Source organism: Streptomyces sp. NPDC087428 (assembly GCF_044744085.1).
GTDB lineage: Bacteria > Actinomycetota > Actinomycetes > Streptomycetales > Streptomycetaceae > Streptomyces.
Genome location: NZ_JBIUXR010000015.1, coordinates 26,178 through 43,807, shown reverse-complemented (window position 1 = coordinate 43,807; position 17,630 = coordinate 26,178). Strand labels below are relative to the sequence as shown.

Sequence of the window (17,630 nt, the reverse complement as noted above, 5' to 3'; positions counted from 1 at the left end):
CGATGAGCACTCGATGAGTACGCGATGAGTACGCCCATGAAGTAGCGACGGTCCGGCGGTAACCCGGACCTAAAAGGAGCGAAGTGGCTAAGGTCCGGGTATACGAACTCGCCAAGGAGTTCGGGGTTGAGAGCAAGGTCGTCATGGCCAAGCTCCAAGAACTCGGTGAATTCGTACGTTCGGCGTCCTCGACGATCGAGGCGCCGGTTGTACGCAAGTTGACTGACGCACTGCAGGGTCCCGGTGGCAACGCCGCCGGCAAGTCCGCTGCAAAGCCTGGCGCGCCCCGCAAGGCCGCCCCCGTGAAGCCCGCAGCGCCCTCCCCGGCCGCTGCGGCACGTCCCGCCGCCCCGAAGCCCGGCGTACCGGCTGCCAAGCCGGCCGCTGCCGAGGCTCCGGAGAGCAGCACCCCCGCTGCGGCCTCCGCGCCGTCCGCGGGCCCGCGTCCGGGCCCCAAGCCCGCACCCGCGAAGCCCGCCCCGGTGACACCGGTGCCCGCAGCCGAGTTCTCGGCTCCGGCCCCGGCACAGCCGGCCGCACCGCAGCAGCAGGCCCCGCGTCCCGCGGGCGCCACCCCGGGACCGCGTCCCGCCGCCAGCCCCGCCCGTCCGGCTCCGGCCGGCGGTCAGCGTGACGGTGGCCGCGAGGGCGGCCAGCGCGACGGCGGCCGTGGCGGCGAGCGCGACGGCGCCCGTGGCGGCGACCGTCCGGCGCGTCCCGCGGGCCAGGGCGCCCCGCGTCCCGGCGCACGTCCGGCGGGTCCCCGTCCGGGCAACAACCCGTTCACCTCCGGTGGCTCGACGGGCATGGCCCGTCCGCAGTCGCCCCGTCCCGGTGGCGCCCCGCGCCCCGGTGGCGGCTCGGAGCGCCCCGGCGCCCCGCGTCCGCAGGGCGGCCCCGGCGGCGCCCCGCGCCCGCAGGGTCAGGGTCAGGGCGGCGCACGTCCGTCTCCGGGCGGCATGCCGCGCCCGCAGGCTCCTCGTCCCGGCGGCGCCCCCGGCGCCGGCGGTAACCGTCCCAACCCGGGCATGATGCCGCAGCGTCCCGCTGCCGGCCCGCGTCCCGGTGGTGGCCCCGGCGGTGGCCGTGGTCCCGGTGGTGGCGGCGGCGGTCGTCCCGGCGGCGGTGGCGGCGCAGGCCGTCCCGGTGGCGGCGGCTTCGCAGGCCGTCCGGCCGGTCCCGGTGGCGGTGGCGGCGGTTTCGCCGGCCGTCCCGGTGGCGGCGGTGGCGCTCCCGGCCGTCCGGGTGGTGGCGGCGGCTTCGGCGGTCGTCCCGGCTTCGGTGGCCGTCCCGGTGGTCCCGGTGCCCGTGGTGGCACACAGGGTGCCTTCGGCCGCCCCGGCGGTCCCGCGCGTCGTGGCCGCAAGTCGAAGCGGCAGAGGCGCCAGGAGTACGAGTCGATGCAGGCCCCGTCGGTGGGCGGCGTCATGCTGCCCCGCGGCAACGGGCAGGCTGTCCGGCTGTCTCGCGGTGCCTCGCTCACGGACTTCGCGGAGAAGATCAACGCGAACCCGGCGTCGCTCGTCGGCGTGATGATGAACCTCGGCGAGATGGTCACTGCCACGCAGTCCGTCCCGGACGAGACGCTGAAGATGCTCGCGGACGAGATGAACTTCGTCCTGGAGATCGTCAGCCCCGAGGAGGAGGACCGCGAGCTGCTCGAGTCCTTCGACATCGAGTTCGGCGAGGACGAGGGCGGCGAAGAGGCCCTGGTCTCCCGTCCGCCGGTCGTGACCGTCATGGGTCACGTCGACCACGGTAAGACCCGGCTGCTGGACGCGATCCGCAAGACGAACGTCGTTGCGGGCGAGGCCGGCGGTATCACGCAGCACATCGGTGCGTACCAGGTCGGCGCCGAGGTCAATGGCGAGGACCGCAGGATCACCTTCATCGACACCCCGGGTCACGAGGCGTTCACCGCCATGCGTGCACGTGGTGCGAAGTCCACCGACATCGCGATCCTCGTGGTGGCGGCGAACGACGGTGTGATGCCCCAGACGATCGAGGCGCTGAACCACGCCAAGGCGGCCGACGTGCCGATCGTGGTCGCGGTCAACAAGATCGACGTCGAGGGTGCCGACCCGGTCAAGGTGCGCGGTCAGCTCACCGAGTTCGGTCTGGTGGCGGAGGAGTACGGCGGCGACACGATGTTCGTCGACATCTCCGCCAAGCAGGGCCTCAACATCGAGGCTCTTCTGGAGGCCGTCGTCCTCACCGCCGACGCCTCGCTCGACCTGCGGGCCAACCCGGACCAGGACGCACAGGGTATTGCGATCGAGTCCCACCTCGACCGCGGTCGCGGTGCCGTCTCGACCGTCCTCGTCCAGCGCGGCACGCTGCGCATCGGCGACACGGTGGTCGTCGGCGACGCGTACGGCCGAGTCCGGGCGATGCTCGACGACAAGGGCGAGAACGTCGAGGAAGCGGGTCCCTCGACCCCCGTCCTAGTGCTGGGTCTCACCAACGTCCCGGGTGCCGGCGACAACTTCCTGGTGGTCGACGAGGACCGTACGGCCCGTCAGATCGCCGAGAAGCGTGCCGCTCGTGAGCGCAACGCCAACTTCGCCCGCAAGGGTGTCCGGTTCTCCCTGGAGAACCTGGACGAGGCGCTCAAGGCCGGTCTGGTCCAGGAGCTCAACCTCATCATCAAGGGCGACGCGTCCGGTTCGGTGGAGGCTCTCGAGTCCTCGCTGCTCCAGCTCGACGTCGGTGAAGAGGTCGACATCCGGGTCCTGCACCGCGGTGTGGGTGCGGTCACCGAGTCGGACATCAACCTGGCGACCGGCTCCGACGCCATCGTGATCGGCTTCAACGTGCGCGCCGCAGGGCGTGCCGCGCAGATGGCCGACCGCGAAGGTGTGGACGTCCGGTACTACTCGGTCATCTACCAGGCGATCGAAGAGATCGAAGCGGCCCTCAAGGGCATGCTCAAGCCGGAGTACGAAGAGGTCGAGCTCGGTACGGCGGAGATCCGCGAGATCTTCCGCTCGTCCAAGCTGGGCAACATCGCCGGTGTGCTGGTCAGGTCCGGCGAGGTCAAGCGCAACACCAAGGCGCGCCTGCTCCGCGACGGCAAGGTCATCGCGGAGAACCTCAACATCTCCGGTCTGCGCCGCTTCAAGGACGACGTCACCGAGATCCGCGAAGGCTTCGAGGGCGGTATCAACCTCGGAAACTTCAACGACATCAAGATCGACGACGTCATCGCGACGTACGAGATGCGCGAGAAGCCGCGAGGCTGACCCGTACCTCAACAGTCGGGGCCGGTCGACGGGTCGTATTTCCGTCGATCGGCCCCGGCCGTTCCGTGTACGGTTCTTGTGTCCCTGCCAATCATCGGCAGGGCACGAACCCGAACCGGCGGGACATCCGGACACACATGTATGTGGGGACACTGTCCTTCGATCTGCTTCTCGGCGACGTACGGTCGCTGAAGGAGAAGCGTTCCGTGGTCCGTCCGATCGTCGCCGAGCTCCAGCGCAAGTACGCGGTGAGCGTGGCGGAGACGGGCGGTCAGGACCTCCATCGCAGGGCCGAGATCGGCCTCGCCGTGGTCTCCGGGGACACCGGGCACCTCACGGACGTGCTGGACCGGTGCGAGCGGCTGATCGCCGGCCGGCCGGAAGTGGAGCTGCTGTCCGTACGGCGGCGGCTGCACAGCGACGAAGACGATTGAGTAGGAACGGAGACGGACCAGTGGCCGACAACGCGCGGGCTAAGAAGCTGGCGGACCTCATCCAGGAGGTGGTCGCCGAGAAACTGCAGCGCGGAATCAAGGACCCGCGCCTGGGTACGCACGTGACCATCACGGACACCCGCGTCACCGGCGACCTGCGGGAGGCCACGGTCTTCTACACGGTCTACGGCGACGACGAGGACCGGGCGAGCGCGGCAGCCGGCCTGGAGAGCGCCAAGGGCATCCTGCGCTCGGCGGTCGGTGCGGCGGCGGGGACGAAGTTCACCCCCACGCTCGCCTTCATGGCGGACGCGCTGCCCGAGAACGCCAAGGCGATCGAGACCCTCCTCGACCGGGCACGGGCCTCGGACGCCAAGGTGCGGGAGGCGTCCTCGGGCGCCACGTACGCCGGCGACGCCGACCCGTACCGCAAGCCGGAGGACGAGACCGACGAGGACTCCCCTTCCGCATGACGCAGAACAAAACGCCGGACGGCCTTGTCATCGTCGACAAGCCGTCCGGCTTCACTTCGCACGACGTCGTCGCCAAGATGCGCGGCATCGCCAGGACCCGCCGCGTCGGCCATGCCGGCACGCTGGACCCGATGGCCACGGGCGTTCTCGTGCTCGGCGTGGAGCGGGCCACCAAGCTCCTCGGCCATCTCGCGCTCACCGAGAAGGAGTACCTCGGCACGATCCGGCTCGGCCAGGACACCGTCACGGACGACGCCGAAGGCGAGATCATCTCGTCCACCGACGCCTCCGGAGTGACGCGCGAGGGCATCGACGCGGGGGTCGCCGAACTGACCGGCGCCATCATGCAGGTGCCGTCCAAGGTCAGCGCCATCAAGATCGACGGCAAGCGGTCCTACGCGCGGGTGCGCGGCGGCGAGGAGTTCGAGATCCCGGCCCGGCCGGTGACCATCTCGTCCTTCAACGTCTACGACGTCCGCGAGGCCGTCGCCGAGGACGGCACCCCAGTGGTCGACCTGGTCGTCTCGGTGGTCTGCTCCTCCGGTACGTACATCCGGGCCATCGCCCGCGACCTCGGCGCCGGACTCGGCGTGGGCGGGCACCTCACCGCGCTGCGGCGCACCCGGGTCGGCCCGTACGGCCTCGACGGGGCGAGGACGCTGGACCAGCACCAGGAAGAGCTGGTCGTGATGCCGGTGGCCGAGGCCGCCGCCTCGGCCTTCCCGCGCTGGGACGTCGACGAGAAGCGGGCCAAGCTGCTGCTCAACGGGATGCGGCTGGACATGCCCGCGTACCCGCCGGGGCCGGTCGCGGTCTTCGGACCCGACGGACGGTTCCTGGTCCTCGTCGAGGAGCAGAAGGGCAAGGCCAAGAGCCTCGCCGTCTTCGGCTGAGCGCCTCTCAGCCTCGCCGTCTTCGGCTGAGCGCCTCGGACGTTCACATCGCTTGACGTGGCATGGCATGGCATGGCATCGCGTCGTGGAGCGGGCAGGGTTTGTCGCCCGCTCCACGACGCGTTGTTTCCTGCATTTGCTTCTGTCCGGCGAACGCTCCTGATTCACCCCAACGGGCAGGCGCTCGGAGTGAATCAGGGGTGCGAACGGGGGCGCTTTCGTTCTGATCGCTCCGTGTCGATCACGGCCGACCTAACGTCGGATCATGGGATGCGGGGACCGGGCGACGCTGGTACGACTGTGCGATCCGGCCGGCCGGCCGAGGGGGACCGGATTCGTCGCCGACGACCGGGGCACGGTCGTGACCAGCCACGAAGCGGTCGACGGGGTGACACACCTCGTCCTGCACGGCGCGGACGGACGCAGTTGCCGCGTCGAGGCCGATGACATCACCGCCCTGCCCGAGCTGGACCTCGCGCTCGTGCCCACCGGCGGACCGGACGCGCTGGGCGCGCAGCCGCTGCCGATCGCGGAACGCGAGCGGATCGAGGCCGGTACGTATGTGACGATCGCGGCGCACGGCTGGCGCGAGGCCCGCGTCCTGGGCCCGGCCCTGGTGACGTACACCGCGGGCGGCGCCACCCACCGGATCGGCCGGGCGCTGGAACTCGCCCTCGGCACGGACGGCCGCGATGCGCTCCTGCTCGGCGGCGCCGCGGTGGGCGGGCCGGTCCTGGACCCGGACACCGGCGCGGTCATCGCGGTTCTCGGCACCGCCCTGCGCGCCGGGCACGCCGCCGCCGGATGCGCGGTGCCGCTGGCCGGGGCGGGCGACGGGGGACCGCTGGGCGCCCTGCTGCTGCGCAACGCCATGAGCGTCCCCGGCTACGGCCGGGACCTGAACCTCGCCGGTGCCCTCCAGCTGACCGCCATGTCCGTCGGCTCTGCGGGCGGGCCGGGCGCCTGCCCCGACCCGGTGGAACGGCCCGAAGCCACCGCGGAGTTCAGCGCGTTCGCCGCTGCCGGTCCGGCGGCGGCCACCGGGGAGACCGCGGTGGTGCTGGGCCTCGTCGGAGAGCCGGGCACGGGCCGCACCACCGAACTCGCCGCGCTCGCCGCCCGCCGGGCCCGCGGCCCGGTGCCCGCGCTCACCCTGTGGCTGCGCGGCGCCGATCTGCTGGCCGACGACACCTCCGTGGCCGACGCGATCGCCCGCACGCTCCGGCAGGCCGGACGCATCGTCACCGCCGCCGGAGCCCTCGGCGACATGGGAGCCGCCACCCCGGAGCGGGTGGCCCGGCTGGCAGCGGACTCCGGCAGCCCCCTCCTCGTCCTGCTGGACGGTCCGGAGGAGATGCCGCCCGTCCTGGCGCACCGGCTGGCCCGGTGGAGCGCGGGCACGGTCGGCTGGCTGCGTTCGAGCGGGGCGCGGCTTGTCGTCGCCTGCCGCCCCGAGCACTGGGAGACCGCCGGCGCGCTCTGTCCGCCCGGGGCGCTGCACCGCCCGGCCACGCCCGCCAGGCGGCTGCCGTCCGCCCTGCGCATCGACGACCTCACCGTGGGCCAGACCGAGCTGGCCCGGCAGCGGTACGCGCTCCCGCCCGACGCGCTCGCCGCCGGCCACGACCGCCACCCGCTCACCCTGCGGCTGCTGGCGGAGGTACGCGCGGCCCTGCCCCCGGACACGCCTGGGCGGCCCGGTACGGAGGAGGTGTTCGGCGCGCACCTGGACCTGATGTGCCTGCGCATCGCGGTCCGGATCGCCGCCGAGCGCCGCCCGGCACCGAGGGGCACGGTGGTACGGCGGCTGGCGGCGCAGGTGGCGGGGCAGGTCCACGAGGCGGCCCGGCGCTGTCTGGGGCCGGGCCAGGGGGAGCTGGACCGGTCCGCGTTCGAGCACGTCTTCCCGTGGCGCACCGGCTGGGCGTCCGCCGTGCTCACCGAGGGGCTGCTCGTCCCGGCGGGAGCGGGCTACCGCTTCGCCCACGAGGAGCTGGGTGACTGGATCCAGGGCGCGCATCTGGACGTGGACGCCGCACTGCGGGCCCTGGTGCACCGCTGGCACGCCCCGGGCGCCGCCACGGGGGAGAGCGGCGGCCGGGTTCCGCACCCCCGCCGCCCGGCCGGCGCCGACGGGCCCGACAGCACGCCCGCTCCCGTTCCCGCCGGCGTCGGGGGAGCCGAGGACGCGGAGCCGCGGACCCTCCCGGTGCCGCGCCATCGGATCGGCCCCGTGATCCAGGCGCTGCTGCTCCTGGGCCGCCGCCAGGGCCCCGCCGCGCTGGCCCACCGGCTGGCCGACCTGATCGAGGCGCTGGACCGGCTGCCGACGGAGCGGGCGGCCGCCGCCGGCCCGCGTACGGCCTCCGGCACCGATGCGCGCGCCGCCGCCGGTCCGCGCACGGCCTCGGGCACCGATTCGGGCACGGACCCCGGCCCCGCCTCCGCGGGGCCGCTCTCCACCGGCAGTGACTGCCCGCCCCCCGACGCCCGCTGGTGGGCCGCGCATCTGCTCGCCGGGACACTGCTGCGGGTGCCCGACGCCCGACCGCATCTCGGAGTGCTCCGGCTGCTCACCGGGCGCGTCGTCCGCAGCTCGGCCGAGGCGGGCGGGTCCGGTGCGCAGGGGGTGTACGCCGAGTTCGGCCCGTGGTTCTGGCGGCGGCTGCGGCTGCCGGAGGCGGACCGGATGGACCTGTTCCGCCGGCTCGTCCCCGCCGACGGACCCCCGCGCGAGGGCGACACCGACGGCGGGCGCTTCCTGGACGCCGTGGCGCGGCGGCTCGCCGCCCACCCACGTACCCTCCAGCCGCTCCTGTGCGCCTGGTTCACCGACGAGCAGCCGCTCGCCGCCGAAGAGGGAGTGGCGATGCGCCCGACCGTCGCGGCGGCCGCGCAGGCACTCCTGTACGCCCGCCGCGATCTCGCCGTGGACGATCTGACCGACGCGCTCGTCTCGACCGACCACCCCCGCGCCGGGGAACTGCTCGCCGCGCTGGCCGAGGACGAACCCTCCGCGCTGTGCCGGGCCGTCGAGCGGTGGTCCCGCGACGACGACCGCCGGGCCCGGCGGATCGCGGCCGCCTCGTACGGAGCGGTCGTCGCACCGAACCTCACCCGCGACGCCGACCGCGAACTGCTCCGCCGCTCCGCCCTCGCCCTGCTGGCCCGCCCCGGAGACACCGATCTGCACGGCCCGGCGCTCACCCGGCTCATCGCCGATCCGGGGACCAGGGACCGCTACCTGCCGCAGGCCCTCCGCGTCTTCGCCGCGGGCGGCCCCCGGCTGTCCCCGGCCGCGCTCGCCGTCGCGCTGCCCACACACCCCGAGCCGGTGCTGACCGCGTACCGCGACCGGCTCGTGCGGTCCGGGGACAGCGCGGGCGATGTGCTGCGCGCCCTCGCCGGGATCGACGCCCCCGCGCTCGCCCTGCACGCCGCCGGGCTCGTACGGGCGTACGTCGACAGCCACCCAGAGGACACGGTGCACGCCGCGGCCTACCTCGACCGCAGGCTGGAGCACGGGCCCGCCGCCCGCGCCCTGCTGCTCCCCCTGCTGACCGGGCTGCTCCGGGACCGGCCCGCGACCGCGCCGGTCCGCGGCGCGCTCGCCGGGGTGCTGGCCTCCCCCGGCAGCCCGGCCTCCCAGCCGCTCAGGGACGAGCTGCTGGAAGTGCTGCTGGACTTCGAGCAGAGCGGCGCCCACCGGGACCCGATCGTGCTCGACGCGCTGCTGCGGGCCGCGGCGGCCGGCAGCGCCGGGCGCGGCAGCGCCCGCACCAGGGCCCTGGTCCACCGCACCGGGACGCTGCTCGTCCGCACCCCGGAAGGGGCCGGCCAGTTCGACCGCCGACTGGTCGAACTGGCCCGTGACGTGCCCGGATTCGCCGCCCTGGTCACCGACTGGCTGACGGACGCCCCCCAGGAGTGGGCAGCGGTCATCGGCCCCGGCGCCCGGCGCACCGTAGAGGCTCTCGGGGGTGTCCCAGCTACCCCGATCCCCATGCCGATGCAGGCCGCAGGGCGTGAGCATGGCAGTCTTAGACCTGCGTAAGAGACAAACCCACGTACACAGGTTCGGGCGAGGAGCGGTCAGAGTGCAGCGCTGGCGTGGCTTGGAGGACATCCCCCAGGACTGGGGACGCAGCGTCGTCACCATCGGGTCCTACGACGGGGTGCACCGCGGACACCAGCTGATCATCGGCCGGGCCGTCGAGCGGGCCCGCGAGCTGGGCGTTCCGTCGGTCGTCGTGACCTTCGACCCGCACCCCAGCGAGGTCGTCCGGCCCGGCAGCCATCCGCCGCTGCTCGCCCCGCACCACCGCCGCGCCGAGCTGATGGCCGGCCTCGGCGTGGACGCGCTCCTGATCCTGCCGTTCACCACCGAGTTCTCGAAGCTCTCCCCGGCCGACTTCATCGTGAAGGTGCTCGTCGACAAGCTCCATGCGCAGCTGGTCATCGAGGGCCCCAACTTCCGCTTCGGCCACAAGGCCGCGGGGAACGTGCGGCTGCTCACCGAGTTCGGCGGCACGTACGACTACCGGGTCGAGGTCATCGATCTGCGGGTGCGCGGCGAGGCGGGCGGCGGCGAGCCGTTCTCCTCCACCCTCACCCGGCGCCTGGTCGCCGAGGGCGACCTGACCGGCGCCGCCGAGATCCTGGGCCGCCCGCACCGCGTCGAGGGCATCGTCGTCCGCGGTGCGCAGCGCGGACGCGAGCTCGGCTTCCCCACCGCGAACGTCGAGACCCTGCCGCACACCGCGATCCCCGCAGACGGGGTGTACGCGGGCTGGCTGAACGTGAACGGCGAGGCGATGCCCGCCGCCATCTCGGTCGGCACGAACCCGCAGTTCGACGCCACCGAGCGCACGGTGGAGGCGTACGCGATCGACCGGGTCGGCCTCGATCTGTACGGGCTGCACGTCTCCGTGGACTTCCTCGCCTACGTACGGGGGATGCTGAAGTTCGACTCGATCGACGAGCTCCTCGTGGCGATGGCCGCCGATGTGAAGCGCTGCAGCGAGCTGATCTCCGCGTACGACGGGGACTGACCCGCCCGTTCGGCGGGTCGGGGCCCCCTGCGTCCATGCGGCGGGACCGCGCGGACCAGCGGCAGCGCTCGGGGGTCCGGCCCGGCGGCTCGCCTAGGGTGGGGCGCACCTGGCCGGGTGTGCCGGGCCGAGGAGGTCCGTACCGTGCGTGAACTGCTCCCCGAGCTGCGTGCCTGGGACGGGGCCGGCACCCCCTTCGCCCTGGCGACGGTCGTCTCCGTCCGGGGCAGCGCGCCGCGGGACCCCGGCGCGGTGATGGCGGTGACCGCCGACGGAGCGGTGGCGGGCAGCGTGTCCGGCGGCTGCGTCGAGGGTGCGGTGTACGAGCTGGCCGGCGAGGTGCTCGCCTCCGGCAGCCCGCAGCTCCAGTCGTACGGGATCAGCGACGACGACGCGTTCGGTGTCGGGCTGACCTGCGGCGGGACGATCGACGTCCTGGTCGTGCCGTTCGCCGCGGCCGCCGACCGCGCATGGCTCAGGGGCGTCACGGACTCGATCGCGGGCGGCGAACCCGTCGCCGTGGCCACCGTCCTGCCGGGCGCCGCGGCGGCCGGTGCCCGGCTGGTGGTCCGGGCCGGCGGCGCACAGGGCTCGCTCGGCAACGAGGGGCTCGACGCGGCCGTCACCGATGACGCCCTGGGCCTGCTCGCCCAGGGGGCGACCGGCCGTCAGTGGTACGGGACACGCGGGCAGCGCCGGATGCAGGACGTGTCCGTCTTCGTCCAGACGTACGCGCCACCGCCCCGGATGCTGGTCTTCGGCGCCATCGACCACGCCGCCGCGACCGCCCGCATCGGTTCGTTCCTCGGGTACCGGGTCACCGTCTGCGACGCCCGCCCGGCCTTCGCGACCCGTGAGCGGTTTCCCACCGCCGACGAGGTCGTCTGCGCCTGGCCGCACACCTATCTGTCGGACACGGAGATCGACGGGCGCACGGTCCTCTGCGTCCTGACGCACGATCCGAAGTTCGACGTCCCGCTGCTGGTCGCCGCGTTGCGCACACCGGCCGCGTACATCGGTGTGATGGGGAGCCGGCGTACCCATCTCGACCGGATCGCCCGGCTGCGCGAGGAGGGAGTGGCCGAGTCGGACCTGGTCCGGCTCGCCTCGCCCGTGGGCCTCGACCTCGGCGCCCGTACCCCGGAGGAGACGGCGGTCTCGATCGCCGCGGAGATCATCCAGCACCGCTGGGGCGGCACGGGGCGGCCGCTCGGCGAACTGACGGGCGCGATCCACCACCAGCAGCGGGAGTAGCGGTGGGGTGAGACCGGGGCTCCGGTCCCACCCCCACCGCCCGGCGAACGACTAGGCCGGCGTCTCCGCCGCGGCGTTGGCCCAGTGGCACGCCACCTGCGTCTCGCCGCCCCCCGCCAGCACCGGCAGATCCTTCGTGCGGCACGCGTCCGCGACGCCCGCCCGCTCCGCCTCGCCGGAGGCCAGAACCTGGCAGCGCACATGGAAGCGGCAGCCGGACGGCACCTTCGACGGGTCCGGCGGCTCACCGGTCAGTACCACCGGATCACCCTCCGCCTCCGGCAGCACCGACAGCAGTGCCTGGGTGTACGGGTGCCGCGGAGCCGTGAGGATCTGCTCGACGTCACCGGTCTCCACGATCCGGCCGAGGTACATCACCGCCACCCGGTCCGCGATGTTCCACGCCAGACCGAGATCGTGCGTGACGACCAGCGCGGACAGGCCCAGTTCGTCCCGCAGCCGCAGCAGCAGTGCCAGGATCTCGCCGCGCACCGAGGCGTCCAGCGAGGCCACCGGCTCGTCGGCCACGATGAGTTCCGGCTCCAGCACCAGGGCGCCCGCGATCACGACGCGCTGGCGCTGGCCGCCCGACAGCTCGTGCGGGTAGCGCAGGAAGAACCGCTCCGGGGGCCGCAGCCCCGCCCGGGACAGGGCGCCGGTCACCGCCTCCCGTTCGTCGCCGCCGTACCGGTGGATCCGCAGGCCCTCCGCCACCGCGTCGTACACCGTGTGGCGCGGGTTCAGCGAGCCGCTGGGGTCCTGGAGCACCAGCTGGACCCGCTTGCGGTACGCCTTCAGCGCACGGTTGCCGTAGTCGAGCGGCTTGCCGCCGAAGGTGATCCGGCCGGAGGTCGGCGGGACCAGGCCCAGCAGCGAACGGGCCAGCGTCGTCTTGCCGCACCCGGACTCGCCGACCAGGGCGACGATCTCGCCCGGCCTGATGTCGAGGTCGACCCCGTCGACGGCCCGCGCCGGGTCTGCGCCGTGCCGGCCGGGAAAGGTGACCTGGAGCGCCTGCGCGCTGAGCAGATCCGTGGTGGTGGTCATGTGGTGCTCCTTGCTTCCTCGGCGCCCGGCAGGGCCGGGGCGGTCGCCCCTTCCGGGCCCACCAGCACACAGGCGGCCTGCCGTCCGGGCCCGGAGTCCCGCAGCTCCTGGTCCCGCGTGGTGCAGGAGTCCAGGGCCACCGGGCAGCGCGGGTGGAACGTGCAGCCGGCCGGCAGCGCCGACGGGTCGGGCGGATCGCCCGGCAGCCCGCGCGGGGCGAACCGGGACGCCGGGTCCCCGATGCGCGGGAAGGCGCCCGACAGGGCCTTGCTGTACGGGTGGGTCGCGTTCTCGTAGACCTCGGACGCGGGGCCCTGTTCGACGACCCGTCCCGCGTACATCACCGCGAGCCGGTCGCAGGTGTCCGAGAGCACCGCCAGGTCGTGGCTGATCATGATCAGCCCGAGGCCCTGCTCGGAGACCAACTGCTCGATCAGACGCAGGATCTGGGCCTGGATCATCACATCGAGGGCCGTCGTCGGCTCGTCGGCGATGATCAGCCCCGGATCGCAGGCGAGCGCCATCGCGATCATCACGCGCTGGCGCTGTCCGCCGGAGAGCTCGTGCGGATAGGCGTCCGCACGGGCGGCGGGCAGTCCCACCTGTTCCAGCAGCTCGCCGGCCCGCTTGCGCGCGGCGGCCTGGGACGTCCCGCCGTGCAGCACGATCGGCTCGGCGATCTGGTCCCCGATGCGGTGCACCGCGTTGAGCGAGTGCATCGCGCCCTGGAAGACGATCGAGGCACCGGCCCAGCGCACCGCCCGGACCTGGCCCCACTTCATGGTGAGGACGTCCTCACCGTTCAGCAGGATCTCGCCGGAGACCTTCGTGCCGGCCGGCAGCAGACGCAGCAGCGCGAGCGCCAGCGTCGACTTCCCGCAGCCGGACTCCCCGGCGATGCCGAGCTTCTGGCCCGCGTCGACCTCCAGGTTCACCCCGCGGACCGCCTGGGCCCCGCCGGCGTACGTCACCGTCAGATCGCGTACCTGGAGCAGCGGCGTCTTGTGGACGTCGGTCGTGTTCAACGGGCCACCCCCAGCTTGGGATTGAGGACGGACTCGATGGCGCGGCCGCACAGCGTGAACGCCAGCGCCACCAGGGCGATGGCGATACCGGGCGGCGCCAGGTACCACCAGTCGCCCGAGCTCACGGCGCCGGCCTCGCGGGCGTCCTGGAGCATGCCGCCCCAGGAGGTGATGGTCGGGTCGCCGAGGCCGAGGAAGGCCAGGGTGGCTTCGGTCAGGATCGCGCTGGAGATCACCAGCGTGGTCTGGGCGAGCACCAGCGGCATCACGTTCGGCAGGACGTGCCGGGTCATGATGTGCCCGTGACCGCCGCCCAGCGCACGGGCCCGCTCGATGTAGGGGCGGGACTCCACGGCGAGCGTCTGCGCGCGCACCAGGCGGGCCGTCGTCGGCCAGGTGGTGACGCCGATCGCGATGATGACCGTCCACAGGGAGCGGTCCATCACGGTGGCCAGCGCGATGGCCAGGACCAGGGTCGGCATCACCAGGAACCAGTCGGTGACCCGCATCAGGACCGTCGAGTACCAGCCGCGGAAGTGGCCCGCGAGGATGCCGACGACCGTACCGATGGCGACGCACAGGAAGGCGGCGAGCAGCCCCACCGTGAGCGAGACGCGCGCGCCCCACACCAGCAGCGCGAGCACGCTGCGTCCGAACTGGTCGGTGCCGAGCGGGAACGCACCGCTCGGAGTCTCCAGCGCACCGCCCGGGGCGGAGGTGACGCTCTGCGAGTCGGCGCCGACCAGGACCGGCGCGAACAGGGCGATCAGCCCGATCAGGATCAGCCCGGCCAGCCCCCACAGGCCGCCAGGGTGCTTGCGGTACTCGCGCCAGAAGCGGGCCATGGACCGGCGCTTGCGGGCCCGTGCCAGTGCGCGCGGGCTCTTGGCCGCCGCGGTCCCGGGTCCCTCCGGCGTGGGCTTCTCGGCCTCCGGGGTGGAGGCCGGCATGGATTCGGTCGTCATCGGCCCACCCGGGGATCGAGCAGCGGATACAGCAGATCGGCGAGGGTGTTCGCCAGGATCACCGCGGTGGCGAAGACGAAGAACAGCCCTTGGACGAGTGGCAGGTCGGGGACGCTGAGCCCCTGGTAGAAGAGGCCGCCCAGACCGGGCCAGGAGAACACGGTCTCGACCAGGATCTGTCCGGCGACCACATGCCCCAGGTTGACGAACATCAGCGTGAACGTCGGCAGCATCGCGTTGGGCACGGCGTGCTTGCGGCGCACCGCGTCGTCGCGCAGCCCCTTCGCACGGGCCGTCGTCAGGTAGTCGCTGCCCATCTCGTCGAGCAGCGAGGAGCGCATCACCAGGAGCGTCTGCGCGTAGCCGACCGCGACCAGCGTGATCACCGGGAGCACCATGTGGTGCGCGACGTCGAGGACGTACGCGAAGCCGGTCTCGTTGCCCGACTCCAGACCGCCGGTCGGGAACATGCCGGGAATCGGTCCGACGCCCACCGAGAAGACGATGATCAGGAGCAGCCCGAGCCAGAACGACGGCACCGAGTAGAGCGTGAGCGCGAGCGCGGTGTTGAACCGGTCGCTCGTGGAGCCGTTGCGCCAGGCGGTACGGGTGCCCAGCCAGATGCCGAGCGCGCTGTAGAGGACGTACGCCGTGCCGGTGAGCAGCAGCGTCGCCGGAAGCGCCTCGACGATCTTGTCCATCACCGGGGCGTGGAACTGGAACGAGGTGCCGAAGTCGCCGGTGAGCGCGTCGCCCACGTAGGTGGTGAACTGCTGCCACATCGGCTGGTCGAGGCCGAACTGATGACGCAGCGACTGGAGCTGCTCGGCCGAGACGCGGCGGCCGCCCGTCATCTGCTTCACCGGGTCGCTGGGGATGAGCCGGAAGAGGAAGAAGCTGGTGACCAGCACGGCGAACAGTGAGACGACCGCGCCGGCGATCTTGGCGGCCACGTACCTGAGGTAGGCCTTGGTGTTGCGCGCCCGTGGGCCGCGGGCGGCCGTCGGACCGGCCGGAGCCGGGCCGTCCGTATCCGCATCCGCCTGTTTCACGAGCGCCGGAGTGCTGTCAGCTGTCATGGGGAACTCTCGTTACTCGTGCTGCGCTTAGAGGGACCGGCCGGCGGGGCCGGACTGCTCGGGGCCCCGCCGCCGCTCTCTCTCATCCCGTCCGCGGAAAAACGCCCGCGGTCCATGGAACTACTCGCGGTCGTCCGCGGTGGTGCGACGGCGCCTCATGAGGAGGAATCCGCCACCCGCGAGGACTACGACGACCACCACGATGCCGATGACGATCCCGGTGGAACCGGAACCGCTGTCACTGTCCGAGGAGGCGCTGCCCGCCGGTACGGCCGACCACCAGCTCCAGTACCCGTCCTGGCCGTAGATGTTGCCGGCCGCCTCGGGCATGGTCGTGATCGACTTGATCTGGTCGGTGCGGTAGGCCTCGACCGCGTTCGGGTACGCGATGACGTTCATGTACCCGGAGTCGTAGAGCCAGGACTGCATCTGCTTGACGATGTCCGCCCGCTTGGCCGGGTCGTACTCGGCGAGCTGCTTCTTGTAGAGCTCGTCGTACGTCTTGTCGCAGATGAAGTTGTCCGTGGACGCGCTCTCCTTGGCCTTGGCCGGCAGGGCGGCGCAGGTGTGGATGCCGAGGACGAAGTCCGGGTCGGGGTTGACGGACCAGCCGTCGAAGGCGAGGTCGTACTCACCGGCGTACCAGGGCACGGAGACGTCGTCGAGGCAGTCGACCTTGAGGCCGATGCCGAGCTTGCCCCACCACTCCTTGAGGTACTTGCCGATCGCCTTGTCGTTCGGGTCCGTGGCGTGGCAGAGGATGCGCAGGTCGAGAGGCTTGCCGTCCTTGCCGTCCTTGCCGACGCGCTGGTCACCCTTGAGCCGGTAACCCGCCTGGTCCAGGAGCTTGGCGGCCTTCGCCGGGTCGTAGCTCAGGCTCTGGCTCGGGGACGGCTCCCACTTGTACGCGGGGAAGCGCGGCGGGATGTAGCCCGCGCCGTTGACGGCATGGCCCTGGAAGACCTTGTCGATGAGCGTCTCGCGGTCGATGGAGAGGAAGAGCGCCTGGCGGACCTTCAGGTCGAGCAGGGCCTTGTTGCCGTTGCCGAACTTCTTGCCGTCCTTGGTCTGCGCGCCGGGGTTGGTCGCCAGCGCGAAGAACCGGCGGCCCGGACCCTCGTTGACCTTGACGTTCTTCTCGCCCTTGAGCGAGGCGGCCTGGGCGGGGGTCAGCGCGGGCGAGCCGGCGACGAAGGAGACCTCACCCTTGCGGAGCGCGGCGACCGCGGCGTCCTGGTCCTTGTAGGTCTTGAAGACCACCTCTTCGAACTTGGGCGAACCGCGCCAGAAGTCCTTGTTGGCCTTGAGCTTCGCATACTGGTCGACCTTGTAGTCGGTCAGGATGAAGGGCCCGTTGCCCACGACCGGGAACTTCGTGTCGTTGTTGAACTTCGAGAAGTCCCCGACCTTGTCCCAGACGTGCTTGGGGACGATCGGGACATCGAGCGCGGCCATGGTGGCCTGCGGCTCCTTCAGCTCGATGACCAGCTTCGTGGGGCTGGGAGCCGTCACCTTCTTGAAGTTGGTGACGAAGCTGCCGTTGGCCTGGGCCGCGCCGTCGTCGGTCATGATCTTGTTGAACGTCCAGGCCGCGTCCTCTGCGGTGGCCTGCTGACCGTCGGACCACTTGGAGTCGTCCCGGATGGTGTACGTCCACGTCAGCTTGTCCGGGGACGGCTCCCACTTGGTGGCGAGCCCCGGGATCGCGTGGTTGTCCTTGGCGTCGTAGTTCGTCAGGAAGTCGTACATGAGCCGGGAGAGGCTGGTGCTCATCAGCTTCTGGGCGAGGAACGGGCTCAGCGAGTCGACGCTCTGGGCGACGGCGACGGTCAGGGTCGACTTGCCGCTGTCGGCGGCCTGCGCCTGCTGGGGCGCGGCGGCTCCGAGGGGTACCCCCGGGACGACGGACGCGGCCGCGAGCCCGAGGGCAGCGGCTCCGGACGCCAGGAGGATACGCAGACGTGAGCGTGGCTGGGCGGCGGGTGGTGGAACTATTTCGACCATGGTCAGGGACCTCGCGTCAGGACTCGCACGGAGAAGGCGGGTTGATCTGTGGATCGCCAGCTGGTGAAGCGAAGGTTTATCAGCGGTGGTCGAGTCGCGTCAACGGTCATCGAAACGGCGTGTGGGCTGCGGGAATGCGCAGAGGGTCCGCATCGCGGAGGCG

The 17,630-nt window shown here is 72.4% G+C and carries 12 protein-coding genes; 7 read left to right on the top strand and 5 right to left on the bottom strand.

All coding sequences use genetic code 11. From position 1 onward, the window contains the following. Positions 1 to 83 precede the first annotated feature (83 nt). From infB to ACIO3R_RS29315, 7 genes are all read left to right on the top strand, one after another. Positions 84 to 3,242, top strand: coding sequence for a translation initiation factor IF-2 (gene infB / locus ACIO3R_RS29345; protein ID WP_385040704.1), 3,159 nt, complete (start codon positions 84 to 86; stop codon positions 3,240 to 3,242). Between the two features lie 137 nt (positions 3,243 to 3,379). Continuing rightward, entirely contained in the window at positions 3,380 to 3,676 is a 297-nt protein-coding gene (locus ACIO3R_RS29340; protein ID WP_073739168.1) for a DUF503 domain-containing protein, read from the top strand. A 20-nt stretch (positions 3,677 to 3,696) separates the two neighbouring features. Beyond that, a complete protein-coding gene (gene rbfA / locus ACIO3R_RS29335; protein WP_363025204.1) occupies positions 3,697 to 4,149 on the top strand; it encodes a 30S ribosome-binding factor RbfA in 453 nt (150 codons plus the stop codon). Further along, on the top strand, positions 4,146 to 5,042 hold the full coding sequence (gene truB / locus ACIO3R_RS29330; protein ID WP_402110031.1) for a tRNA pseudouridine(55) synthase TruB: 897 nt from the start codon (positions 4,146 to 4,148) through the stop codon (positions 5,040 to 5,042). The genes rbfA and truB overlap by 4 nt, the downstream gene beginning before the upstream one ends. 265 nt (positions 5,043 to 5,307) lie before the next feature. Next, positions 5,308 to 9,096 (top strand): trypsin-like peptidase domain-containing protein, encoded by a 3,789-nt coding sequence (locus ACIO3R_RS29325; RefSeq protein ID WP_402110029.1) that lies wholly within the window; start codon positions 5,308 to 5,310, stop codon positions 9,094 to 9,096. A gap of 43 nt (positions 9,097 to 9,139) precedes the next feature. Beyond that, the gene (locus ACIO3R_RS29320; RefSeq protein ID WP_385033477.1) at positions 9,140 to 10,093 is read left to right on the top strand and encodes a bifunctional riboflavin kinase/FAD synthetase; all 954 of its coding nucleotides are present in this window, start codon (positions 9,140 to 9,142) and stop codon (positions 10,091 to 10,093) included. 144 nt (positions 10,094 to 10,237) lie between these two features. Continuing rightward, positions 10,238 to 11,347 (top strand): XdhC family protein, encoded by a 1,110-nt coding sequence (locus tag ACIO3R_RS29315; protein ID WP_385033474.1) that lies wholly within the window; start codon positions 10,238 to 10,240, stop codon positions 11,345 to 11,347. Between the two features lie 51 nt (positions 11,348 to 11,398). Here ACIO3R_RS29315 and ACIO3R_RS29310 read toward each other — a convergent pair whose 3' ends face one another. From ACIO3R_RS29310 to ACIO3R_RS29290, 5 genes are all read right to left on the bottom strand, one after another. Next, complete coding sequence (locus tag ACIO3R_RS29310) at positions 11,399 to 12,394, bottom strand: ABC transporter ATP-binding protein (RefSeq protein ID WP_385353416.1); 996 nt, start codon at positions 12,392 to 12,394, stop codon at positions 11,399 to 11,401. Beyond that, on the bottom strand, positions 12,391 to 13,419 hold the full coding sequence (locus ACIO3R_RS29305; RefSeq protein ID WP_402110027.1) for an ABC transporter ATP-binding protein: 1,029 nt from the start codon (positions 13,417 to 13,419) through the stop codon (positions 12,391 to 12,393). The genes ACIO3R_RS29310 and ACIO3R_RS29305 overlap by 4 nt, the downstream gene beginning before the upstream one ends. Next, positions 13,416 to 14,384, bottom strand: coding sequence for an ABC transporter permease (locus ACIO3R_RS29300; RefSeq protein ID WP_402110025.1), 969 nt, complete (start codon positions 14,382 to 14,384; stop codon positions 13,416 to 13,418). The genes ACIO3R_RS29305 and ACIO3R_RS29300 overlap by 4 nt, the downstream gene beginning before the upstream one ends. After that, positions 14,381 to 15,463: an ABC transporter permease gene (locus ACIO3R_RS29295; protein ID WP_385353420.1), complete on the bottom strand. Its 1,083-nt coding sequence runs from the start codon at positions 15,461 to 15,463 to the stop codon at positions 14,381 to 14,383. Before ACIO3R_RS29295 ends, ACIO3R_RS29300 begins: the two co-directional genes overlap by 4 nt. A 120-nt stretch (positions 15,464 to 15,583) precedes the next feature. Continuing rightward, positions 15,584 to 17,467 (bottom strand): ABC transporter substrate-binding protein, encoded by a 1,884-nt coding sequence (locus ACIO3R_RS29290; RefSeq protein WP_402110023.1) that lies wholly within the window; start codon positions 17,465 to 17,467, stop codon positions 15,584 to 15,586. Positions 17,468 to 17,630 lie beyond the last annotated feature (163 nt).

Bases quoted from the DNA above. Each gene is read 5' to 3' on its own strand.
- ACIO3R_RS29340 (WP_073739168.1), top strand. From the start codon at position 3,380: ATGTATGTGGGGACACTGTCCTTCGATCTGCTTCTCGGCGACGTACGG.
- truB (WP_402110031.1), top strand. From the start codon at position 4,146: ATGACGCAGAACAAAACGCCGGACGGCCTTGTCATCGTCGACAAGCCG.
- ACIO3R_RS29325 (WP_402110029.1), top strand. From the start codon at position 5,308: ATGGGATGCGGGGACCGGGCGACGCTGGTACGACTGTGCGATCCGGCC.
- ACIO3R_RS29310 (WP_385353416.1), bottom strand. From the start codon at position 12,394: ATGACCACCACCACGGATCTGCTCAGCGCGCAGGCGCTCCAGGTCACC.
- ACIO3R_RS29300 (WP_402110025.1), bottom strand. From the start codon at position 14,384: ATGACGACCGAATCCATGCCGGCCTCCACCCCGGAGGCCGAGAAGCCC.
- ACIO3R_RS29295 (WP_385353420.1), bottom strand. From the start codon at position 15,463: ATGACAGCTGACAGCACTCCGGCGCTCGTGAAACAGGCGGATGCGGAT.
- ACIO3R_RS29290 (WP_402110023.1), bottom strand. From the start codon at position 17,467: ATGGTCGAAATAGTTCCACCACCCGCCGCCCAGCCACGCTCACGTCTG.